At 69.4% G+C, this 14,015-nt stretch carries 13 protein-coding genes; 7 read left to right on the forward strand and 6 right to left on the reverse strand.

All coding sequences use genetic code 11. The features are described from left to right. Nucleotides 1–170 precede the first annotated feature (170 nt). Together ACWGN5_RS10385 and ACWGN5_RS10390 are read right to left on the reverse strand one after the other, a co-directional pair. Entirely contained in the window at nucleotides 171–299 is a 129-nt protein-coding gene (locus ACWGN5_RS10385) for a hypothetical protein (protein WP_453513246.1), read from the reverse strand. A 64-nt stretch (nucleotides 300–363) separates the two neighbouring features. After that, complete coding sequence (locus tag ACWGN5_RS10390) at nucleotides 364–2,535, reverse strand: SpoIIE family protein phosphatase (RefSeq protein ID WP_453513248.1); 2,172 nt, start codon at nucleotides 2,533–2,535, stop codon at nucleotides 364–366. A 199-nt stretch (nucleotides 2,536–2,734) separates the two neighbouring features. Here ACWGN5_RS10390 and ACWGN5_RS10395 point away from each other — a divergent pair, with 199 nt between their 5' ends. The 6 genes from ACWGN5_RS10395 to ACWGN5_RS10420 all read left to right on the forward strand — a co-directional run bounded on the left by ACWGN5_RS10395 (nucleotide 2,735) and on the right by ACWGN5_RS10420 (nucleotide 7,998). After that, nucleotides 2,735–3,922 (forward strand): lipid-transfer protein, encoded by a 1,188-nt coding sequence (locus tag ACWGN5_RS10395; protein WP_453513250.1) that lies wholly within the window; start codon nucleotides 2,735–2,737, stop codon nucleotides 3,920–3,922. Nucleotides 3,923–3,924: 2 nt separating this feature from the next. After that, nucleotides 3,925–4,380 (forward strand): MaoC family dehydratase N-terminal domain-containing protein, encoded by a 456-nt coding sequence (locus ACWGN5_RS10400; RefSeq protein ID WP_453513253.1) that lies wholly within the window; start codon nucleotides 3,925–3,927, stop codon nucleotides 4,378–4,380. Beyond that, nucleotides 4,380–4,769, forward strand: a complete 390-nt coding sequence (locus tag ACWGN5_RS10405; protein ID WP_453513255.1) for a MaoC/PaaZ C-terminal domain-containing protein — start codon at nucleotides 4,380–4,382, stop codon at nucleotides 4,767–4,769. The genes ACWGN5_RS10400 and ACWGN5_RS10405 overlap by 1 nt, the downstream gene beginning before the upstream one ends. A 27-nt stretch (nucleotides 4,770–4,796) precedes the next feature. Further along, complete coding sequence (locus ACWGN5_RS10410) at nucleotides 4,797–5,603, forward strand: SDR family NAD(P)-dependent oxidoreductase (protein WP_453513256.1); 807 nt, start codon at nucleotides 4,797–4,799, stop codon at nucleotides 5,601–5,603. A 110-nt stretch (nucleotides 5,604–5,713) separates the two neighbouring features. Continuing rightward, nucleotides 5,714–6,871 (forward strand): acyl-CoA dehydrogenase family protein, encoded by a 1,158-nt coding sequence (locus ACWGN5_RS10415; protein WP_453513257.1) that lies wholly within the window; start codon nucleotides 5,714–5,716, stop codon nucleotides 6,869–6,871. After that, nucleotides 6,868–7,998 carry a CaiB/BaiF CoA transferase family protein gene (locus ACWGN5_RS10420; protein WP_453513259.1) on the forward strand — a complete coding sequence of 377 codons (1,131 nt, stop codon included), beginning with the start codon at nucleotides 6,868–6,870 and terminating at the stop codon, nucleotides 7,996–7,998. Before ACWGN5_RS10415 ends, ACWGN5_RS10420 begins: the two co-directional genes overlap by 4 nt. Nucleotides 7,999–8,152: 154 nt before the next feature. On the opposite strand, the gene ACWGN5_RS10425 is transcribed toward ACWGN5_RS10420, so the two are convergent. From ACWGN5_RS10425 to ACWGN5_RS10440, 4 genes are read right to left on the reverse strand one after another with little or no spacing between them, the layout of a single operon-like run. Beyond that, on the reverse strand, nucleotides 8,153–9,310 hold the full coding sequence (locus ACWGN5_RS10425; RefSeq protein WP_453513261.1) for an acetyl-CoA C-acyltransferase: 1,158 nt from the start codon (nucleotides 9,308–9,310) through the stop codon (nucleotides 8,153–8,155). 46 nt (nucleotides 9,311–9,356) lie between these two features. Then, the gene (locus ACWGN5_RS10430; protein ID WP_453513262.1) at nucleotides 9,357–10,226 is read right to left on the reverse strand and encodes an acyl-CoA thioesterase; all 870 of its coding nucleotides are present in this window, start codon (nucleotides 10,224–10,226) and stop codon (nucleotides 9,357–9,359) included. A gap of 16 nt (nucleotides 10,227–10,242) precedes the next feature. Then, complete coding sequence (locus ACWGN5_RS10435; protein WP_453513263.1) at nucleotides 10,243–11,409, reverse strand: thiolase family protein; 1,167 nt, start codon at nucleotides 11,407–11,409, stop codon at nucleotides 10,243–10,245. A 39-nt stretch (nucleotides 11,410–11,448) separates the two neighbouring features. Next, on the reverse strand, nucleotides 11,449–12,606 hold the full coding sequence (locus ACWGN5_RS10440) for an acyl-CoA dehydrogenase family protein (RefSeq protein WP_453513265.1): 1,158 nt from the start codon (nucleotides 12,604–12,606) through the stop codon (nucleotides 11,449–11,451). Nucleotides 12,607–12,968: 362 nt separating this feature from the next. Here ACWGN5_RS10440 and ACWGN5_RS10445 point away from each other — a divergent pair, with 362 nt between their 5' ends. Next, complete coding sequence (locus ACWGN5_RS10445; protein WP_453513267.1) at nucleotides 12,969–13,913, forward strand: alpha/beta fold hydrolase; 945 nt, start codon at nucleotides 12,969–12,971, stop codon at nucleotides 13,911–13,913. Nucleotides 13,914–14,015 lie beyond the last annotated feature (102 nt).

Genomic DNA, 14,015 nt, shown 5'->3' on the forward strand with positions numbered 1-14,015 from the left:
ATACGCCCGCATCGCCTCTGTCATGCGCGCCGAAGTCTCCGTGAGAGAGACGGTGAACGGATGGCGTGGCGTTGTCAGCACCTCGTGATTCGGTCCCAATTCGACGAGCTCGCCGGCGTTCAGGATGGCGATACGAGTACCCAACGCGGCGACGTCGAGATCGTGGGTGATCAGCACGAGGTCAGGAAGGGGCTGCCGTGCTGAAGGTCCGCGAGCAGGTTCAGCAGGGCGCGCCGGGTCACCGTGTCGAGGCCGGAGGTCATCTCGACGGTTCGGATGATGACGCCCGATCGACGCATACCCGGCGGTGCGGCCAATGTTCGCGTGCGCCCGTCGCTCGGGTTCTCTGCCGCACCCGGGAATTCAGGAGCCGAAGCCGGACTCCGTCCAGACGGTCTTGCCGCCGCCCGACCATCGCACCCCCCATTGGTCGGACACCTCGCCGCACAGGAAGAGGCCGCGGCCTCCTTCGTCACCGGCCCGGGCGTGCCGCAGATGCGGCGCCGCCGCGCTGGCGTCTGACACCTCGCATGTCAGTGTGCGCCGGCAGGTGTCACGGACAAGGCGGAGACGCACGGGGGGACGGCCGTACCGGATGGCGTTGGTGACCAGTTCGCTCACGATGAGTTCGGTGGCGAAGGCCAGGTCCGGCAGGCCCCACTCCTCGAGTCGCCGGACCGCGCCGCGGCGCGCGTCGGCGACCGCCTCGGGTTCAGCCGAGATGTCCCAGGAGGCCACATCCTCAGGGTCGAGCGCACCGATTCTCGCGACCAGCACGGCCGCCTGGTCGTAGGTCAGGGAATCCAGCGCGTCCTGTGTGGCGATGTCGGCGTCGTCCGCCAGGAGCTCGCGCAGCCGGTGCAACGTCTCGTCGACGGGCGCCGGGTCACCGGACAGCAGGACGAGGGTGCTCGCGGTGGGGAGGATGAACTCGTCCGTCGTGAAAGGCGGTGAGTCCGCCCCCAGCGCCGGTGCGTCCTGATGGACCGTCTCCTCCCAGGTGCCGTCAGGCTGCCCGATCATGAGACGCACTGCGCCTGCCCGAGCAACGGAGCACTCCTGCGTCACGGGGCTGTGGACGGCATAGACGCACCCGGCTTTCAGCGGGTTGCCACCAGTGGCGGTGCGCTCTTCATTCAGCCGACGTGCCGTCTCGTTCAGCCTGGCGAGTAGCTCGTGAGGGTCGAGGTCGAGTGAGGACAGGGCGAAGACGGCGGAACGCAGCTGGACCATCGCCGCTGTTGCCTCGGGGCCCTGCCCGTACACCTGACCGACCGTCAGCGCCACCCTTGCGCCGGACAGTGGCATGGTGTCGAGCCACGCACCGGCGCCTCGTCCCGTGGGCAGGTAGCGGTGGAAGGTCCGGACAACGCTCTGCGGCGTGGGAGCGGGGCGGAGCAGGTGGCCTTGCAGCGCGAGGGCGACGGCATGCGCGTGCTCGTAGCGGCGGGCGTTGTCGATGCAGAGTGCGGTGTAGGCGGCGAGGTTCGCCGCGAGGTGCAGGTCTTCCGCGTCGAACGGTTCCGTGCGGTCGGGCCGCCGGAACAGCGCCAGTCCCAGTTGCGTCCCTCTGTACACGAGCGGCGCGACGAGTGTGGGGCAGTCCGTGCTCGCGCCCTCGAGATGCGGGTCGAGTCGAGCCGGCGTCCGGGTGTACGTCTCCGCGCGGACAGCCTCACCGACTGCGGGGACGGCGGTCGCGCCGGGGGGCCAGGCCGCCGTACACCGCAGCTCCGGATGCGCCCCGTGCGGTGCGACATCACCGGCGGCCGGGCCACGCAGCACCGCGTCCGCCAGGGCGACGGCGGCCGCGTCGGCAAGCAGGGGCACAGCGCTCTCGACCAGGTCGTATGCGCAGCTCCGGGCGTCCAGGCTGCGGCCGATGCGCTCGTGGGCACGGTGGAGGACGGAGAGCCGTTGGCGGGCGCGCTCACGGTCCGTGACGTCGACGGTTGCGGCCACCGCGCCGAGGGTGCGGCCGCCGTCGTCCTCCAGCCGGAACACGGAGACGGAGAAGACGTGCTCACGGTTCGGGTCGGAGAGCGGACGGCCTCGCACCAGCCGGTCGATGACGGGGGTCCCGGTCTCCAGCACCTCCCGTACGAACCGGTCGTCCGGCGCTCTCCCGGGAGGGGCGTAGCGGGCATAGACCTCGAGGAACGGGCGGCCGACGATCTCTGACTCCGGCACTCCTCGCATACCGACGGCCCTGGAGTTGACGCGCAGCACACGCAGATCGGTCCCGATGACGTGAAGCCCGAAGTGCGACCGGGTGAACATCGCCTCCAGCACCCCTTCACGGACCCCTCCGGGAAGGGGGCCCGAGGGCCACAGGGCCCATCGGGCGTCCGGCTCGTCGGGTGGTGCGGGGGCGATCGTCAGCCCCTGGTCGAGGGCGTCGAAGTCGATCACCGCGAGCAGGTCCATGAGGGGGCGGCCGACGGCGGCGACGTCCGGGCCGAGCAGACGCTCTCCAGAGCGGCTGAACCGGATCACGACACCGTGTTCGTCGGTCACGGCAACGGGCTCTGGCATCGCGCCCTCGCTCTCGCCGGCTCGCCTCAGTCGGTACCCGAAGCGTAGCTGCGGACCTCTGGCTCGGCACTCCGGCGGCAGCGCGCCCCTCCTCACCGATGCTATGAACGAGAAACCCCTTCACCTCTATGAGAATCCCTTGACAGCAGGTAAGCACCCGTAGAAAGTGAAGGAGCAATAACCACTCGATGGAGGTCTGATGGGTCGCAGAGTGCTGGTGGCCGGGGTCGGCATGGTCCCGTTCGCCAAACCCAGCGCCGGCAAGTCGTACGACGACATGGGCGCGGACGCGGTACAGGCCGTCCTCGCGGACGCCGGACTGCCGTACGACAAGGTCCAGCAGGTCTACGCCGGGTACGTCTACGGTGACTCCACCTGCGGTCAGCGTGTGGTCTACCGGTTCGGCAGGACCCGGGTGCCGGTGCTGAACGTCAACAACAACTGCGCCTCGGGCTCGTCGGCGCTGTGGCTGGCCCGCCAGGCGGTCGAGAGCGGCGCGGTGGACTGTGCACTGGCGGTGGGATTCGAGCAGATGCCGCCGGGAGCTCTGGGTGCGAAGTGGGCGGACCGGCCCGCTCCCCTGACCGACTTCATGTCGTCGCTGAGAGACGTCTACGACGTCGACCCGGACCTGCCGACGACCCCGCAGTACTTCGCCGCCGCCGGTGTCGAGTACATGGAGAAGTACGGGATGAAGCCGGAGACCTTCGCCAAGGTCTCCGTCAAGGCGCGCACCCACGCGGCCGGCAATCCGTACGCCGTCTTCCGTGACCCGATCACCCTCGACGAGGTGCTGGGCTCGCCGCGCGTCGCGGGACCACTGACCCGGCTGCAGTGCTGTCCACCCACCTGCGGCGCCGCGGCGGCGATCGTCTGCTCCGAGGAGTTCGCCCTGGCCAACGGCCTCGCACCGAAGGTGGCCATCGCCGCCCAGACGCTGCAGTCCGACGCCGACGACCTCTTCGACAAGCAGAGCGCCATCTCCCTGGTGGGCGGCGACGTCACCCGCGCCGCAGCCCAGGAGGTCTACGAGAAGGCCGGCGTCGACCCGCGCGACATCAAGGTCGTCGAACTGCACGACTGCTTCACCGTCAACGAGGTCCTCACGTACGAGGGCCTTGGACTGTGCCCCGAGGGCGGCGCGGAGAAGTTCATCCTCGACGGCGACAACACCTACGGCGGCCGCGTCGTCACCAACCCCTCCGGCGGCCTGCTCTCCAAGGGCCACCCGCTCGGCGCCACGGGCCTGGCCCAGACCGCCGAGATCACCTGGCAGCTGCGCGGCGCGGCCGGTCCCCGCCAGGTCGAGGGCGCGACGCTCGGCCTCCAGCACAACCTCGGTCTCGGCACCGCCGGCGTCGTCACCCTGTTCGAGAAGGTGAGCTGAACATGCCCATCGACCCCTCCGTCATCGGCAGCCGAACCGACGCGTTCTCCACCACCGCCGAGCGCGGCCGGCTCCGGTTCTTCGCCAAGGCGACCGGACAGCACGACCCGGTGTACACCGAGGTCGAGGCCGCTGGGACCGCGGGCCATCCCGACCTGCCGATCCCGCCGACGTTCCTGTTCTGTCTGGAGATGGACAACCCCGAGCGCGGCAAGTTCCTCACCGATCTGGGCATCGACATCCGCACGATCCTGCACGGCGGCCAGGAGTTCACCTACCACGCCCAGGCATACGCCGGCGACACCTTGACGTTCAGCACCGAGATCAAGGACGTGTACGCCAAGAAGGGCGGCGCGCTGGAGTTCATCGTGCGGGAGACCCATGTCACCCGCGACGGACAGCCGATCGCCACGCTCACCAGCACGACTGTCGTGCGCGACCCGAAGGCGGTCAAGTGATGACCACGCTGAACCCCGGCGACAGCCTCACCCTCGCCGCCCCGAAGGTCACCCGCACCGCGCTCGCCCTGTACGCGGGCGCCTCCGGCGACCACAACCCGGTCCACATCGACATCGACGCCTGCGAGGCCGTCGGCATCCCGGACGTCTTCGCCCACGGCATGCTCTCGATGGCCTACCTCGGCCGACTGCTCACCGACTGGGTGCCGCAGGATCGCATCCGCTCCTACGGGGTGCGGTTCTCCGCGATCACCCCGGTCAATACGGAGCCTGTCTGCCACGGCACCGTCACCACGGTCGAGGACGGGCTCGCGCACCTCGACCTCACCGTCTCGCTGCCCGACGGCACCGTGACCCTTCAGGGTTCCGCCGTCGTCACCGCCAACTGACCCTTCACAGCTAAGGACACCGAAATCATGGGAACCCTGGACGGCAAGGTCGCCCTCGTCTCCGGCTCGGGCCGGGGCATCGGCCGCGAAGTCGCGCTCAAGCTCGCCTCCGAAGGCGCGGCGGTCGTCATCAACGACCTGGACAAGGAGCCCGCGGAGGAGACGGTCGCCGATATCGTCGCCGCCGGCGGCAAGGCGGTCGCCTGCGTCGGCTCGGTGACGGAGGAGGACTTCGCGGAGCGCTTCGTGAACACCGCCGTCGACTCCTTCGGCGGGCTCGACATCATCGTCAACAACGCCGGATACACCTGGGACACCGTCATCCAGAAGATGACCGACGAGCAGTGGGACGCCATCCTCGACGTCCACCTCAAGGCCCCGTTCCGGATCCTGCGCGCCGCCCAGCCCTATATCAAGGCCAACCCGACGGCGTACCACCGCAAGGTGGTCAACGTCTCCTCGGTCTCCGGTGTCTTCGGAAACGCCGGGCAGGCGAACTACTCCTCCGCCAAGGCCGGTGTCATCGGTCTGACCAAGACCCTGGCCAAGGAATGGGGCCGCTACAAGGTCAATGTCAACGCAGTTGCGTTCGGCTTCATCCTGACCCGGATGACCGAAGCCGTCGCGGGTGACGGCGACGCCACCGTCGAGATCGAGGGCCGTCAGATCAAGGTGGGCGTCAGCCCGCAGATCGCCGAGGCTGTCAAGCGCACCAACCCCTTCGGTCGCCCCGGCACCCCCGCCGAGGCCGCCGGCGCGATCTACGCGCTGTGCCTGCAGGAGACCAACTACGTCGCGGGCCAGGTTCTCAACGTGGACGGTGCCTCCCGCTGACCGCAGGCCACCCACGCCGCAGCAGCACAGACAGCGCCCCGTCGGCAGCACGATCACGCCGACGGGGCGCACGTGTACGACCGAGTTCACACGACCACAAGGACCACTTCATGAAGCGCAGCATCTACACCCAGGAGCACGACGACTTCCGGGCGATGATCCGGGAGTTCGTGGCCAAGGAGGTGAAGCCCCACTTCGAGAGCTGGGAGAAGGACAATCTGGTCGACCGCGAGATCTTCCGCAAGCTCGGCGCGCTCGGCGTGATGGGCTTCGACATTCCCGAGGAGTTCGGCGGCTCGGGCGACATCAGCTACAAGTACCAGGTCGTCATCACCGAGGAATGCGCCCGTGCCGCGGTCACTCTCGGCCACTACGGAGTCTCCACCGGCATCGTCCTTCCGTACCTGCTCGATCTCGCGAACGACGAACAGAAGAAGCGGTGGTTCCCCGGCATCGCGTCCGGTGACACGATGCTGTGCATCGCCATGACCGAGCCCGGCACCGGATCCGACCTGGCGGGGATCCGGACCACGGCGCGGCTCTCCGAGGACGGCACTCACTACGTCCTCAACGGCTCGAAGACGTTCATCACCGGCGCCCGGAACTCCGAGCTGTGCGTCGTCGTGGCCCGCACCTCCGCACCGACCGAGAGCGACCGGCGTCACGGGCTCAGCCTGCTCGTCGTCCCGACCGACAGCGAGGGCTTCGAGTTCGGCCGGAAGCTGGACAAGATCGGCCTCAAGTCCTCCGACACGTCCGAGCTGTCCTTCACGGACGTCCGCGTGCCCGTCGGCAACCTCCTCGGCGAGCAGGACAAGGGCTTCTCCTATCTCGGCCGGAATCTGGCCCGTGAACGACTCCACATCGGCGTGGGTGCCGTCGCCACGGCCACGGCCGCGATCGACTTCGCCCGTACGTACACCCTGGAGCGCAAGGTCTTCGGCAAGCCCGTCGCCGCGTTCCAGAACACCAAGTTCGTGCTCGCCGAATGCGCGACCGAGGTCGAGGCGCTGCAGTCGCTGGTCGACAAGGCCATCGAACTCGACGACTCCGGCGAGCTGTCCGCGGCCGACGCGGCGAAGGTGAAGTTGTTCTGCACCGAGGTCGCCGGCCGGGTCATCGACAAGTGCCTGCAGCTCCACGGCGGTTACGGCTACATGCTGGAGTACCCGATCGCCCGCCTGTACGCCGACACGCGCGTCTCCCGCATCTACGGCGGCACCAGCGAGGTCATGAAGACCATCATCGCCAAGGACCTCGGGCTGTGAGCGCGGGACCGCTGGACGGCATCCGCGTCGTCGAACTCGGCGGCATCGGCCCCGGCCCGTTCGCCGGCATGCTCCTGGCCGATCAGGGCGCCGAGGTCATCCGCATCGATCGCCCCGCCGATGCCGGCCGGGCCTCCGGCCACCCGGTGCTCCACCGTGGACGGCGCTCGGTCGCCCTGGACCTGAAGGACCCGGCCGGCGCCGAGGCCGTCCTGGCGATCACCGACACTGCCGACGCCCTCATCGAGGGCTTCCGCCCCGGCGTCGCCGAACGTCTCGGCCTCGGACCAAAGACCTGCCTGGAGCGCAACCCGAGACTGGTCTATGGCCGGATGACCGGCTGGGGCCAGGACGGCCCTCTCGCTCAGGCACCCGGGCACGACATCAACTACATCGCCGTCGCCGGTGCGCTGGGTGCGCTCGGCCGCGCCGACGAGAACCCACCCGTGCCGCTGAACCTCTTCGGCGACATGGGCGGCGGCGGCATGCTGCTCGCCCTCGGCGTCACCACCGCGCTGGTCCACGCCCAGCGCACCGGTCGGGGGCAGGTCGTCGACGCGGCCATGACCGATGGAACCGCCGTCCAACTCTCCCTGATCCACGGGCTTCTCGCGGTCGGGCGGTGGAAGGACGAGCGGGACGCGAACCTCTTCGACGGCGCTGCTCCCTTCTACCGCACCTACCGCACCGCCGACGCCCGCTACATGGCCGTCGGCAGCGTCGAGCCGCAGTTCTACGCCGTACTGCTCGATGTGCTGGGGCTCACCGACGAGCCGCTGTTCGCCGCACAACTCGACCGTGAGGCATGGCCGGCCATGTGCGCACGGCTGGACGAGGTCTTCGCCACCCGTACACGCGACCAGTGGGCCGCGGCCTTCGACGGAACGGAATCCTGCGTCACGCCGGTGTACGGGCTGACCGAGTCCGCCACCCATCCGCACAACGTCGCCCGCGGCACCTACTACACCGAAGCGGGCCTGCTCCAGCCCGCACCCGCGCCCCGCTACCAGGGCACCCCGGCGGCCAGGCCCGCGCCCGCCCCGGTCATCGGCAGCCACACCCGCGAGGTGCTCACCGAGATCGGTCTGAACGCCGCTGACATCGAGGGTCTGATGTCGAGGGCCTGACGTCGAGGAGCTGATTCGCCGCAACTCCGGAGGGGCGTTCCCGTCGAGGGGAACGCCTCTCCTTCCGCGCCCCGACCCGCCAACACGACGACGGCCCGTACAGCCCCTTCGGAGGCTGTACGGGCCGTCGTCAGCGATGTCTTTGCGGGCCGGGTCAGAGGTGTTCCAGGACGGTGGCGTTGGCCAGACCGCCCGCTTCGCACATGGCCTGGAGGCCGTAGCGGATGCCGTTGTCGCGCATGTGGTGGACGAGCGTGGCCATCAGGCGTGCGCCCGAGCCGCCGAGGGGATGGCCGAGGGCCATGGCGCCTCCGTTGGGGTTCATCCGGCTGTATGCGGCACCGGTCTCCCGCAGCCAGGCTGCCGGAACGGGGGCGAACGCCTCATTGATCTCGTAGGCGCCGATGTCGTCGAGAGTCAGGCCGGAGCGCTTCAACGCCTTGGCCGTGGCCGGGATGGGGCCGAGGGCCATGGTGATCGGGTCGGCGCCGGCCAGGACCGCCGTGTGAATGCGGGCCAAGGGGTGCCAGCCCCGCTGGGCGGCGATCTCGCTGGTGGTGATGAGCAGGGCCGCCGAACCATCAGATATCTGAGAGGAGTTGGCTGCGCTGATCACTCCGTCCGCCTTGAACGGGGTCTTCAACCCGGCCATGCCTTCGAGGGTCGAGCCGCGGCGGACCCCCTCGTCCGTCGTGACGACAGTGCCGTCGTCGGTCGTGGTGACCGGGACGATCTGGGTGTCGAATCGGCCCTCGTCGATCGCCCGTGCGGCGCGCTCGTGGGAGTCGAGCGCCAGCTGGTCGAGTTCGGCGCGGGTGAAGCCGTAGCGTTCGGCGATCATTTCGGCGCCGAGGCCCTGGTTGAACTCCTCGACGCCGTACCGCTCGCGCACCTTGGGGCCGAAAGGACGGCCGTACTGGGTGGCGTTGCGTGCGGAGCCGATCGGCACCCGGCTCATCGACTCCACTCCGCCGGCGACGACGATGCCGTACTGTCCGGAGACGACGCCGGCGGCGGCGAAGTGCACGGCCTGCTGGGACGAGCCGCAGGCGCGGTCGACGGTGACGCCGGGCACCTCCTCGGGCCAGCCGGCCGCGAGGACCGCGTAACGGCCGACGTTGGACGCCTGTTCGCCGATCTGGCTGACGCACCCCCAGACCACGTCGTCGACGGCGGCGGGGTCCAGCCCGGTGCGGTCGGCGAGCGCGCCCAGCACATGGGCGGAGAGGTCCACGGGGTGGATGCCGGACGGTACTCCGCCTCTCTTGCCGATCGGTGTGCGGACCGCGTCGACGATCACTGCGTCGCGCATACTGACTCCCATCGTTGGTGTCTGCTTCTTACGGAGGTACGCCGTCTCATCGCAGGGGGCGCAGCACGGTTTCCTGCACCACGCCGGCGATGAGCCGGCCGTCGCGGTCCCAGACGTCGGCGAATGCCAGGGCGCGGCCGTCACCCGCCGTCGGGCTGCGCTGGGAGAAGAGCATCCACTCGTCGGCGCGGAACGGGCGGTGGTACCAGACGGCGTGGTCGAGCGATGTCAGATACACCGTCGACGGCTGCTCGCGCAGCGGCCTCGGCGGCTCGATCGGCAACGCGGTGGACGGCGAGAGGAAGAGGTCCGAGACGTAGGCGAGAGCGCAGGCGTGGAGCAGCGGATCGTCCGGGAGCCGGTCGGCGGCGCGGATCCACAGCTTCTGCTCGGTGACTCCGGCCGCTCCGGGTTCGGCGCTCGGGGGCACGTGGCGCATCTCCAGGACTTGGTGGTACGGCGTCCGGGAGCAGTCCTCCGGGTCGGCCGCCGCCCAGAGTTCGAAGAGGTCCGGGGTGGCGTCGGGCCCGGGGGTGTGCGGCATCACGGCCTGCCGTTGCCAGGTCTCCTCGGGGCGCTTGAACGACGCGTTGAGGGAGAAGATCAGCTCTCCGTCCTGTGAGGCCGACACCTGGCGGGTGTGGTACGAGCCGCCGTCGCGCAGTCGGTCCACCGCGTAGACGATGGGACGGGTGGTGTTGCCGGCCCGCAGGAAGTAGCCGTGCAGGGAGTGCACGGACCGTCCCTCCGGCACGGTCCGGCCGGCCGCGGTGAGCGCCTGGGCCGCGACCTGCCCACCGAAGGCACGCATCGGCATGCCTTCGTGGCACCAGCCCCGGAACAGGTCCGGTTCATGCGCCTCCAGGGACAGGAAGTCGACCAGGCCCGGGTCGTGTGGAGGGACGGTGTCGAGCATCGGTTGCCTCCGGTGGTTACAGAAGTTCGAGGATGGTGGCGTTGGCCATGCCACCGCCTTCGCACATGGACTGGAGGCCGTAGCGGATGTTGTTGTCGCGCATGTGGTGGACGAGGGTGGTCATGATGCGGGCGCCGGAGCCGCCGATGGGGTGGCCGAGGGCCATCGCGCCGCCGAGCGGGTTCATGCGGTCGTAGTCGGCTCCGGTCTCACGGAGCCAGGCCAGGGTGACGGAGGCGAACGCCTCGTTGATCTCGTAGACCCCGATCTCGTCGAGGGTGAGACCGGCCTTCTTGAGTGCCTTGGCGGTGGCGGGGATGGGGCCCTTGAGCATGGTGACGGGGTCGGTCCCGGCGACCACGGCGGTGTGGATGCGGGCCATCGGGGTCCAGCCCTGGGACCGCGCGAACTCGCTGGTGGTGACGAGGAGGGCTCCCGTCCCGTCCGAGACCTGGGAGGCGTTGCCGGCGGTGATGGTGCCGTCCTCCTTGAACGCGGGCTTGAGGCCCGCGAGCGTCTCCATCGTGGAGCCGCGGCGTACGCCCTCGTCGGTGTCGAAGACGCGGGCCGCACCATCGGTGCCGGTGACGGTGATCGGGGCGATCTGGTCCTTGAAGCGCCCCTCGTCGATGGCGCGGGCCGCGCGTTCGTGGGAGTCGAGGCCGTGCTGGTCCATCTCGGCGCGGGTGATGCCGTACTCGTCGGCGATCATCTGCGCGCCCATGCCCTGGCTGAAGCGGATGCCGTCGTAGCGGGCCCAGACGTCCGGTCCCATGGGCTCGCCGAAGCGGCCGTCGGCCCGGGTGGAGCCGAGCGGGATCGTGCTCATGATCTCCACGCCACCGGCCACCGCCACGTCGTACTGCCCCGAGATGACACCCGCCGCGGCCTGGTGGACGGCCTGTTGGGACGAGCCGCACTGCCGGTCGATGGTCACACCGGGCACGGACTCCGGCCAGCCTGCGGCGAGCACCGCGGCCCGACCGACACAGCCGGTCTGCATGCCCACGGTCCCGGCGCAGCCCCAGATCACGTCGTCGACGAGGGCGGGGTCGAGCCCCGTCCGCTCGGTGAGGGCCTTGAGCACATGGGCGGAGAGGGAGGCCGAGTGCAGTTGGGACAGTGAGCCGTTGCGCTTGCCGACGGCCGTACGCACGGCGTCGACGATCACTGCGTCGCGCATGAGGGATCTCCTTGGTGAGGAAGCGGGAGGGAAGGGGCCCTACAGGCCGAGGTCCTTGGCGATGATCGACTTCATGACCTCGCTGGTCCCGGCGTAGATCCGGGAGACACGGGTGTCGGCGTACAGGCGGGCGATGGGGTACTCGAGCATGTACCCGTAACCGCCGTGCAGCTGGAGGCACTTGTCGATGACCCGGCCGGCGACCTCGGTGCAGAACAGCTTGGCCTTGGCCGCGTCCGCGGGGGTCAGCTCGCCGTTCGCGTGCAGCTCCAGCGCTCGGTCGACCATGGCCTCTGCGGCCTCGACCTCGGTGGCGCACTCGGCGAGGACGAACTTGGTGTTCTGGAAGGCGGCGACCGGCCTGCCGAAGACCTGGCGCTCCTGGACGTACTCCTTGGCGAACCGGACCGCGGCGGCGGCAGAGGCGTAGCCGCCGAGCGCCGCGCCCAGCCGCTCCACCGCCAGGTTGTGACTGAGATACGCGAACGCCCGGCCCTCCTCCCCCAGCAGGTTCTCGACCGGGACCCTGACGTCGGTGAAGGACAGTTCGGCGGTGTCCTGGGCGCGCAGGCCGATCTTGTCGAGCTTGCGGCCGACGGCGAAGCCCTCCGAGGTGGTGTCCACACACAGGATGGACAGTCCCGCACGCCGGTTCTCGGGGTCGTACGGCGAGGTGCGGCAGACCACCAGGATCAGGTCGGCCTGTGCGCCGCCGGTGATGAAGGTCTTGGCGCCGTTGAGGACGTAGTGAGTGCCGTCCTCGGCGAGCAGGGCGCGGGTGCTGATGCCGGCCAGGTCGGAGCCGGTGCCCGGCTCGGTCATGGCGATGGCGGTCATCATCTCGCCCGAGAGGAATGAGGGCAGCCAGCGTCTCTTCTGCTCCTCGCTGCCGAACTCCAGCAGGTACGGCAGCACCAGGCAGGTGTGCACCGACTCCGCGCCGAAGCCCACTCCGGCCCGCGCGGTCTCCTCCCGCAGCACGGCCTGGTACTTGAAGTCGGTCACGCCGGCCCCGCCGTACTCCTCGGGAACCTGAATGCCGAAGACACCGAGGTCGCCGAGCTTTCGGTACAGGTCGCGGGGCACGTGGCCCTGGCGCTCCCAGTCCGGGTAGTCCGGGACGACCTCCTTGGCGATGAACTCTCTGATGGTGGACCGGAATGCCTCGTGGTCCTCGGTGAAGACGTTACGGCGCACGGGACGTCGCCCTCTCTCTCCCTGGCCCGGTAGCTGACCAGGCAACGATAAGTTAATCCACAATAACCATGACGTCCATGACTCCACCAGGGCCAGAAAGTTGCCCGAAGCACCCACTTCCTGTGGCGCCCCCCTGAACCGCGAGAGCCCGTCTCATCCGTCCTGAGAGTCGAAGTCGCTGGTACACAAGGTGTCGACAGTGGCGGGGAGCACAGTTCCAGCGTGCGCTCGGTGTGCTTTCACACAAGATCAGCCCGGCCGGATGAGGCGCATGCTCCGAGGCGTAGACGTCAGATGTGATTCGACGCACACTTCCGGCTGGCATTCCAGCGAACCCTACACAGCCCACTCAGGAGGTCGCCATGCGCACGTTCGGGATCCCCCGACCTCGTTTCCTCACCACGCTCGCCACCACCCTCGTCGCCACCGCGGCGTTCGCCCTCACAGGAGCGTCCTCCGCTGCCGCGGACGACCCGCTGCCGGTTCCGTACCTCTTCACCACCGGAGCCGCCGCGGGGAACCTGGCGCCGAACTCCTCGCCGCCCGGCGCCAACGACTGGTCCTGCAAGCCGAGCGCCGCTCACCCTCGGCCCGTGGTCCTCGTCCACGGCACGGCGGCCAACGCCCGGATGAACTGGGACTCCCTCTCCCCACTGCTGCGCAACAACGGCTACTGCGTCTTCGCCCTCAACTACGGGGCCTCCGACCTGGTGATCACCAAGGCCCTGTGGCCGATCGAGAGCAGCGCCGTGCAGCTCCGCGACTTCGTCGACCAGGTGCTGGCGGCCACCGGTTCGTCCGAGGTCGACATCGTGGGCCACTCCCAGGGCGGCCTGATGCCCCGCTACTACGTCAAGAACCTCGGGGGCGCCGCCAAGGTCCACACCCTGGTCGGCATCGCCCCCACCAACCACGGTGGCTCGATCAGTGGCTTCATCACCCTCCAGGAGTTCCTGGGCACCCTGGACATGTACGCCGACCTCACCGCCGTCGGCTGCCCCGGCTGCGCCCAGCAGTACACCGGATCGCAGTTCCTGACCGACCTGAACACCGGCGGCGACACCGTCCCCGGGGTGAACTACACCGTGATCGCCACCCGATACGACGAGCTGGCCTCCCCGTACACCACGGCCTTCCTCAGCGGCCCCAACACCACGAACATCACGCTGCAGGACGGCTGTCCGATCGACTTCTCCGGCCACATCGAGATCGCCTTCGGCCACCGGGCGCTGGCCATGGTGCTCAACGCCCTCGACCCGGCGCACCCCCGCTCCGTCCCCTGCTACCCGGTCTCCTTCAACGGCTGACATCCTCACGGGAATGCGGACGGGGCGGGGCCCCCACGGGGGGGGGGCCCCCCCCCCCGGGGGACACCATGTGTGGAGGCCTCCGCCGCGCGTGACCCCAGT

Source organism: Streptomyces sp. NPDC055815, from assembly GCF_053616475.1.

What these genes read in the sequence shown, in the direction of transcription:
- ACWGN5_RS10385 (WP_453513246.1), bottom strand. Translation starts at nt 299, where the DNA reads ATGCGTCGATCGGGCGTCATCATCCGAACCGTCGAGATGACCTCCGGC.
- ACWGN5_RS10390 (WP_453513248.1), bottom strand. Translation starts at nt 2,535, where the DNA reads ATGCCAGAGCCCGTTGCCGTGACCGACGAACACGGTGTCGTGATCCGG.
- ACWGN5_RS10395 (WP_453513250.1), top strand. Translation starts at nt 2,735, where the DNA reads ATGGGTCGCAGAGTGCTGGTGGCCGGGGTCGGCATGGTCCCGTTCGCC.
- ACWGN5_RS10400 (WP_453513253.1), top strand. Translation starts at nt 3,925, where the DNA reads ATGCCCATCGACCCCTCCGTCATCGGCAGCCGAACCGACGCGTTCTCC.
- ACWGN5_RS10405 (WP_453513255.1), top strand. Translation starts at nt 4,380, where the DNA reads ATGACCACGCTGAACCCCGGCGACAGCCTCACCCTCGCCGCCCCGAAG.
- ACWGN5_RS10410 (WP_453513256.1), top strand. Translation starts at nt 4,797, where the DNA reads ATGGGAACCCTGGACGGCAAGGTCGCCCTCGTCTCCGGCTCGGGCCGG.
- ACWGN5_RS10415 (WP_453513257.1), top strand. Translation starts at nt 5,714, where the DNA reads ATGAAGCGCAGCATCTACACCCAGGAGCACGACGACTTCCGGGCGATG.
- ACWGN5_RS10425 (WP_453513261.1), bottom strand. Translation starts at nt 9,310, where the DNA reads ATGCGCGACGCAGTGATCGTCGACGCGGTCCGCACACCGATCGGCAAG.
- ACWGN5_RS10430 (WP_453513262.1), bottom strand. Translation starts at nt 10,226, where the DNA reads ATGCTCGACACCGTCCCTCCACACGACCCGGGCCTGGTCGACTTCCTG.
- ACWGN5_RS10435 (WP_453513263.1), bottom strand. Translation starts at nt 11,409, where the DNA reads ATGCGCGACGCAGTGATCGTCGACGCCGTGCGTACGGCCGTCGGCAAG.
- ACWGN5_RS10445 (WP_453513267.1), top strand. Translation starts at nt 12,969, where the DNA reads ATGCGCACGTTCGGGATCCCCCGACCTCGTTTCCTCACCACGCTCGCC.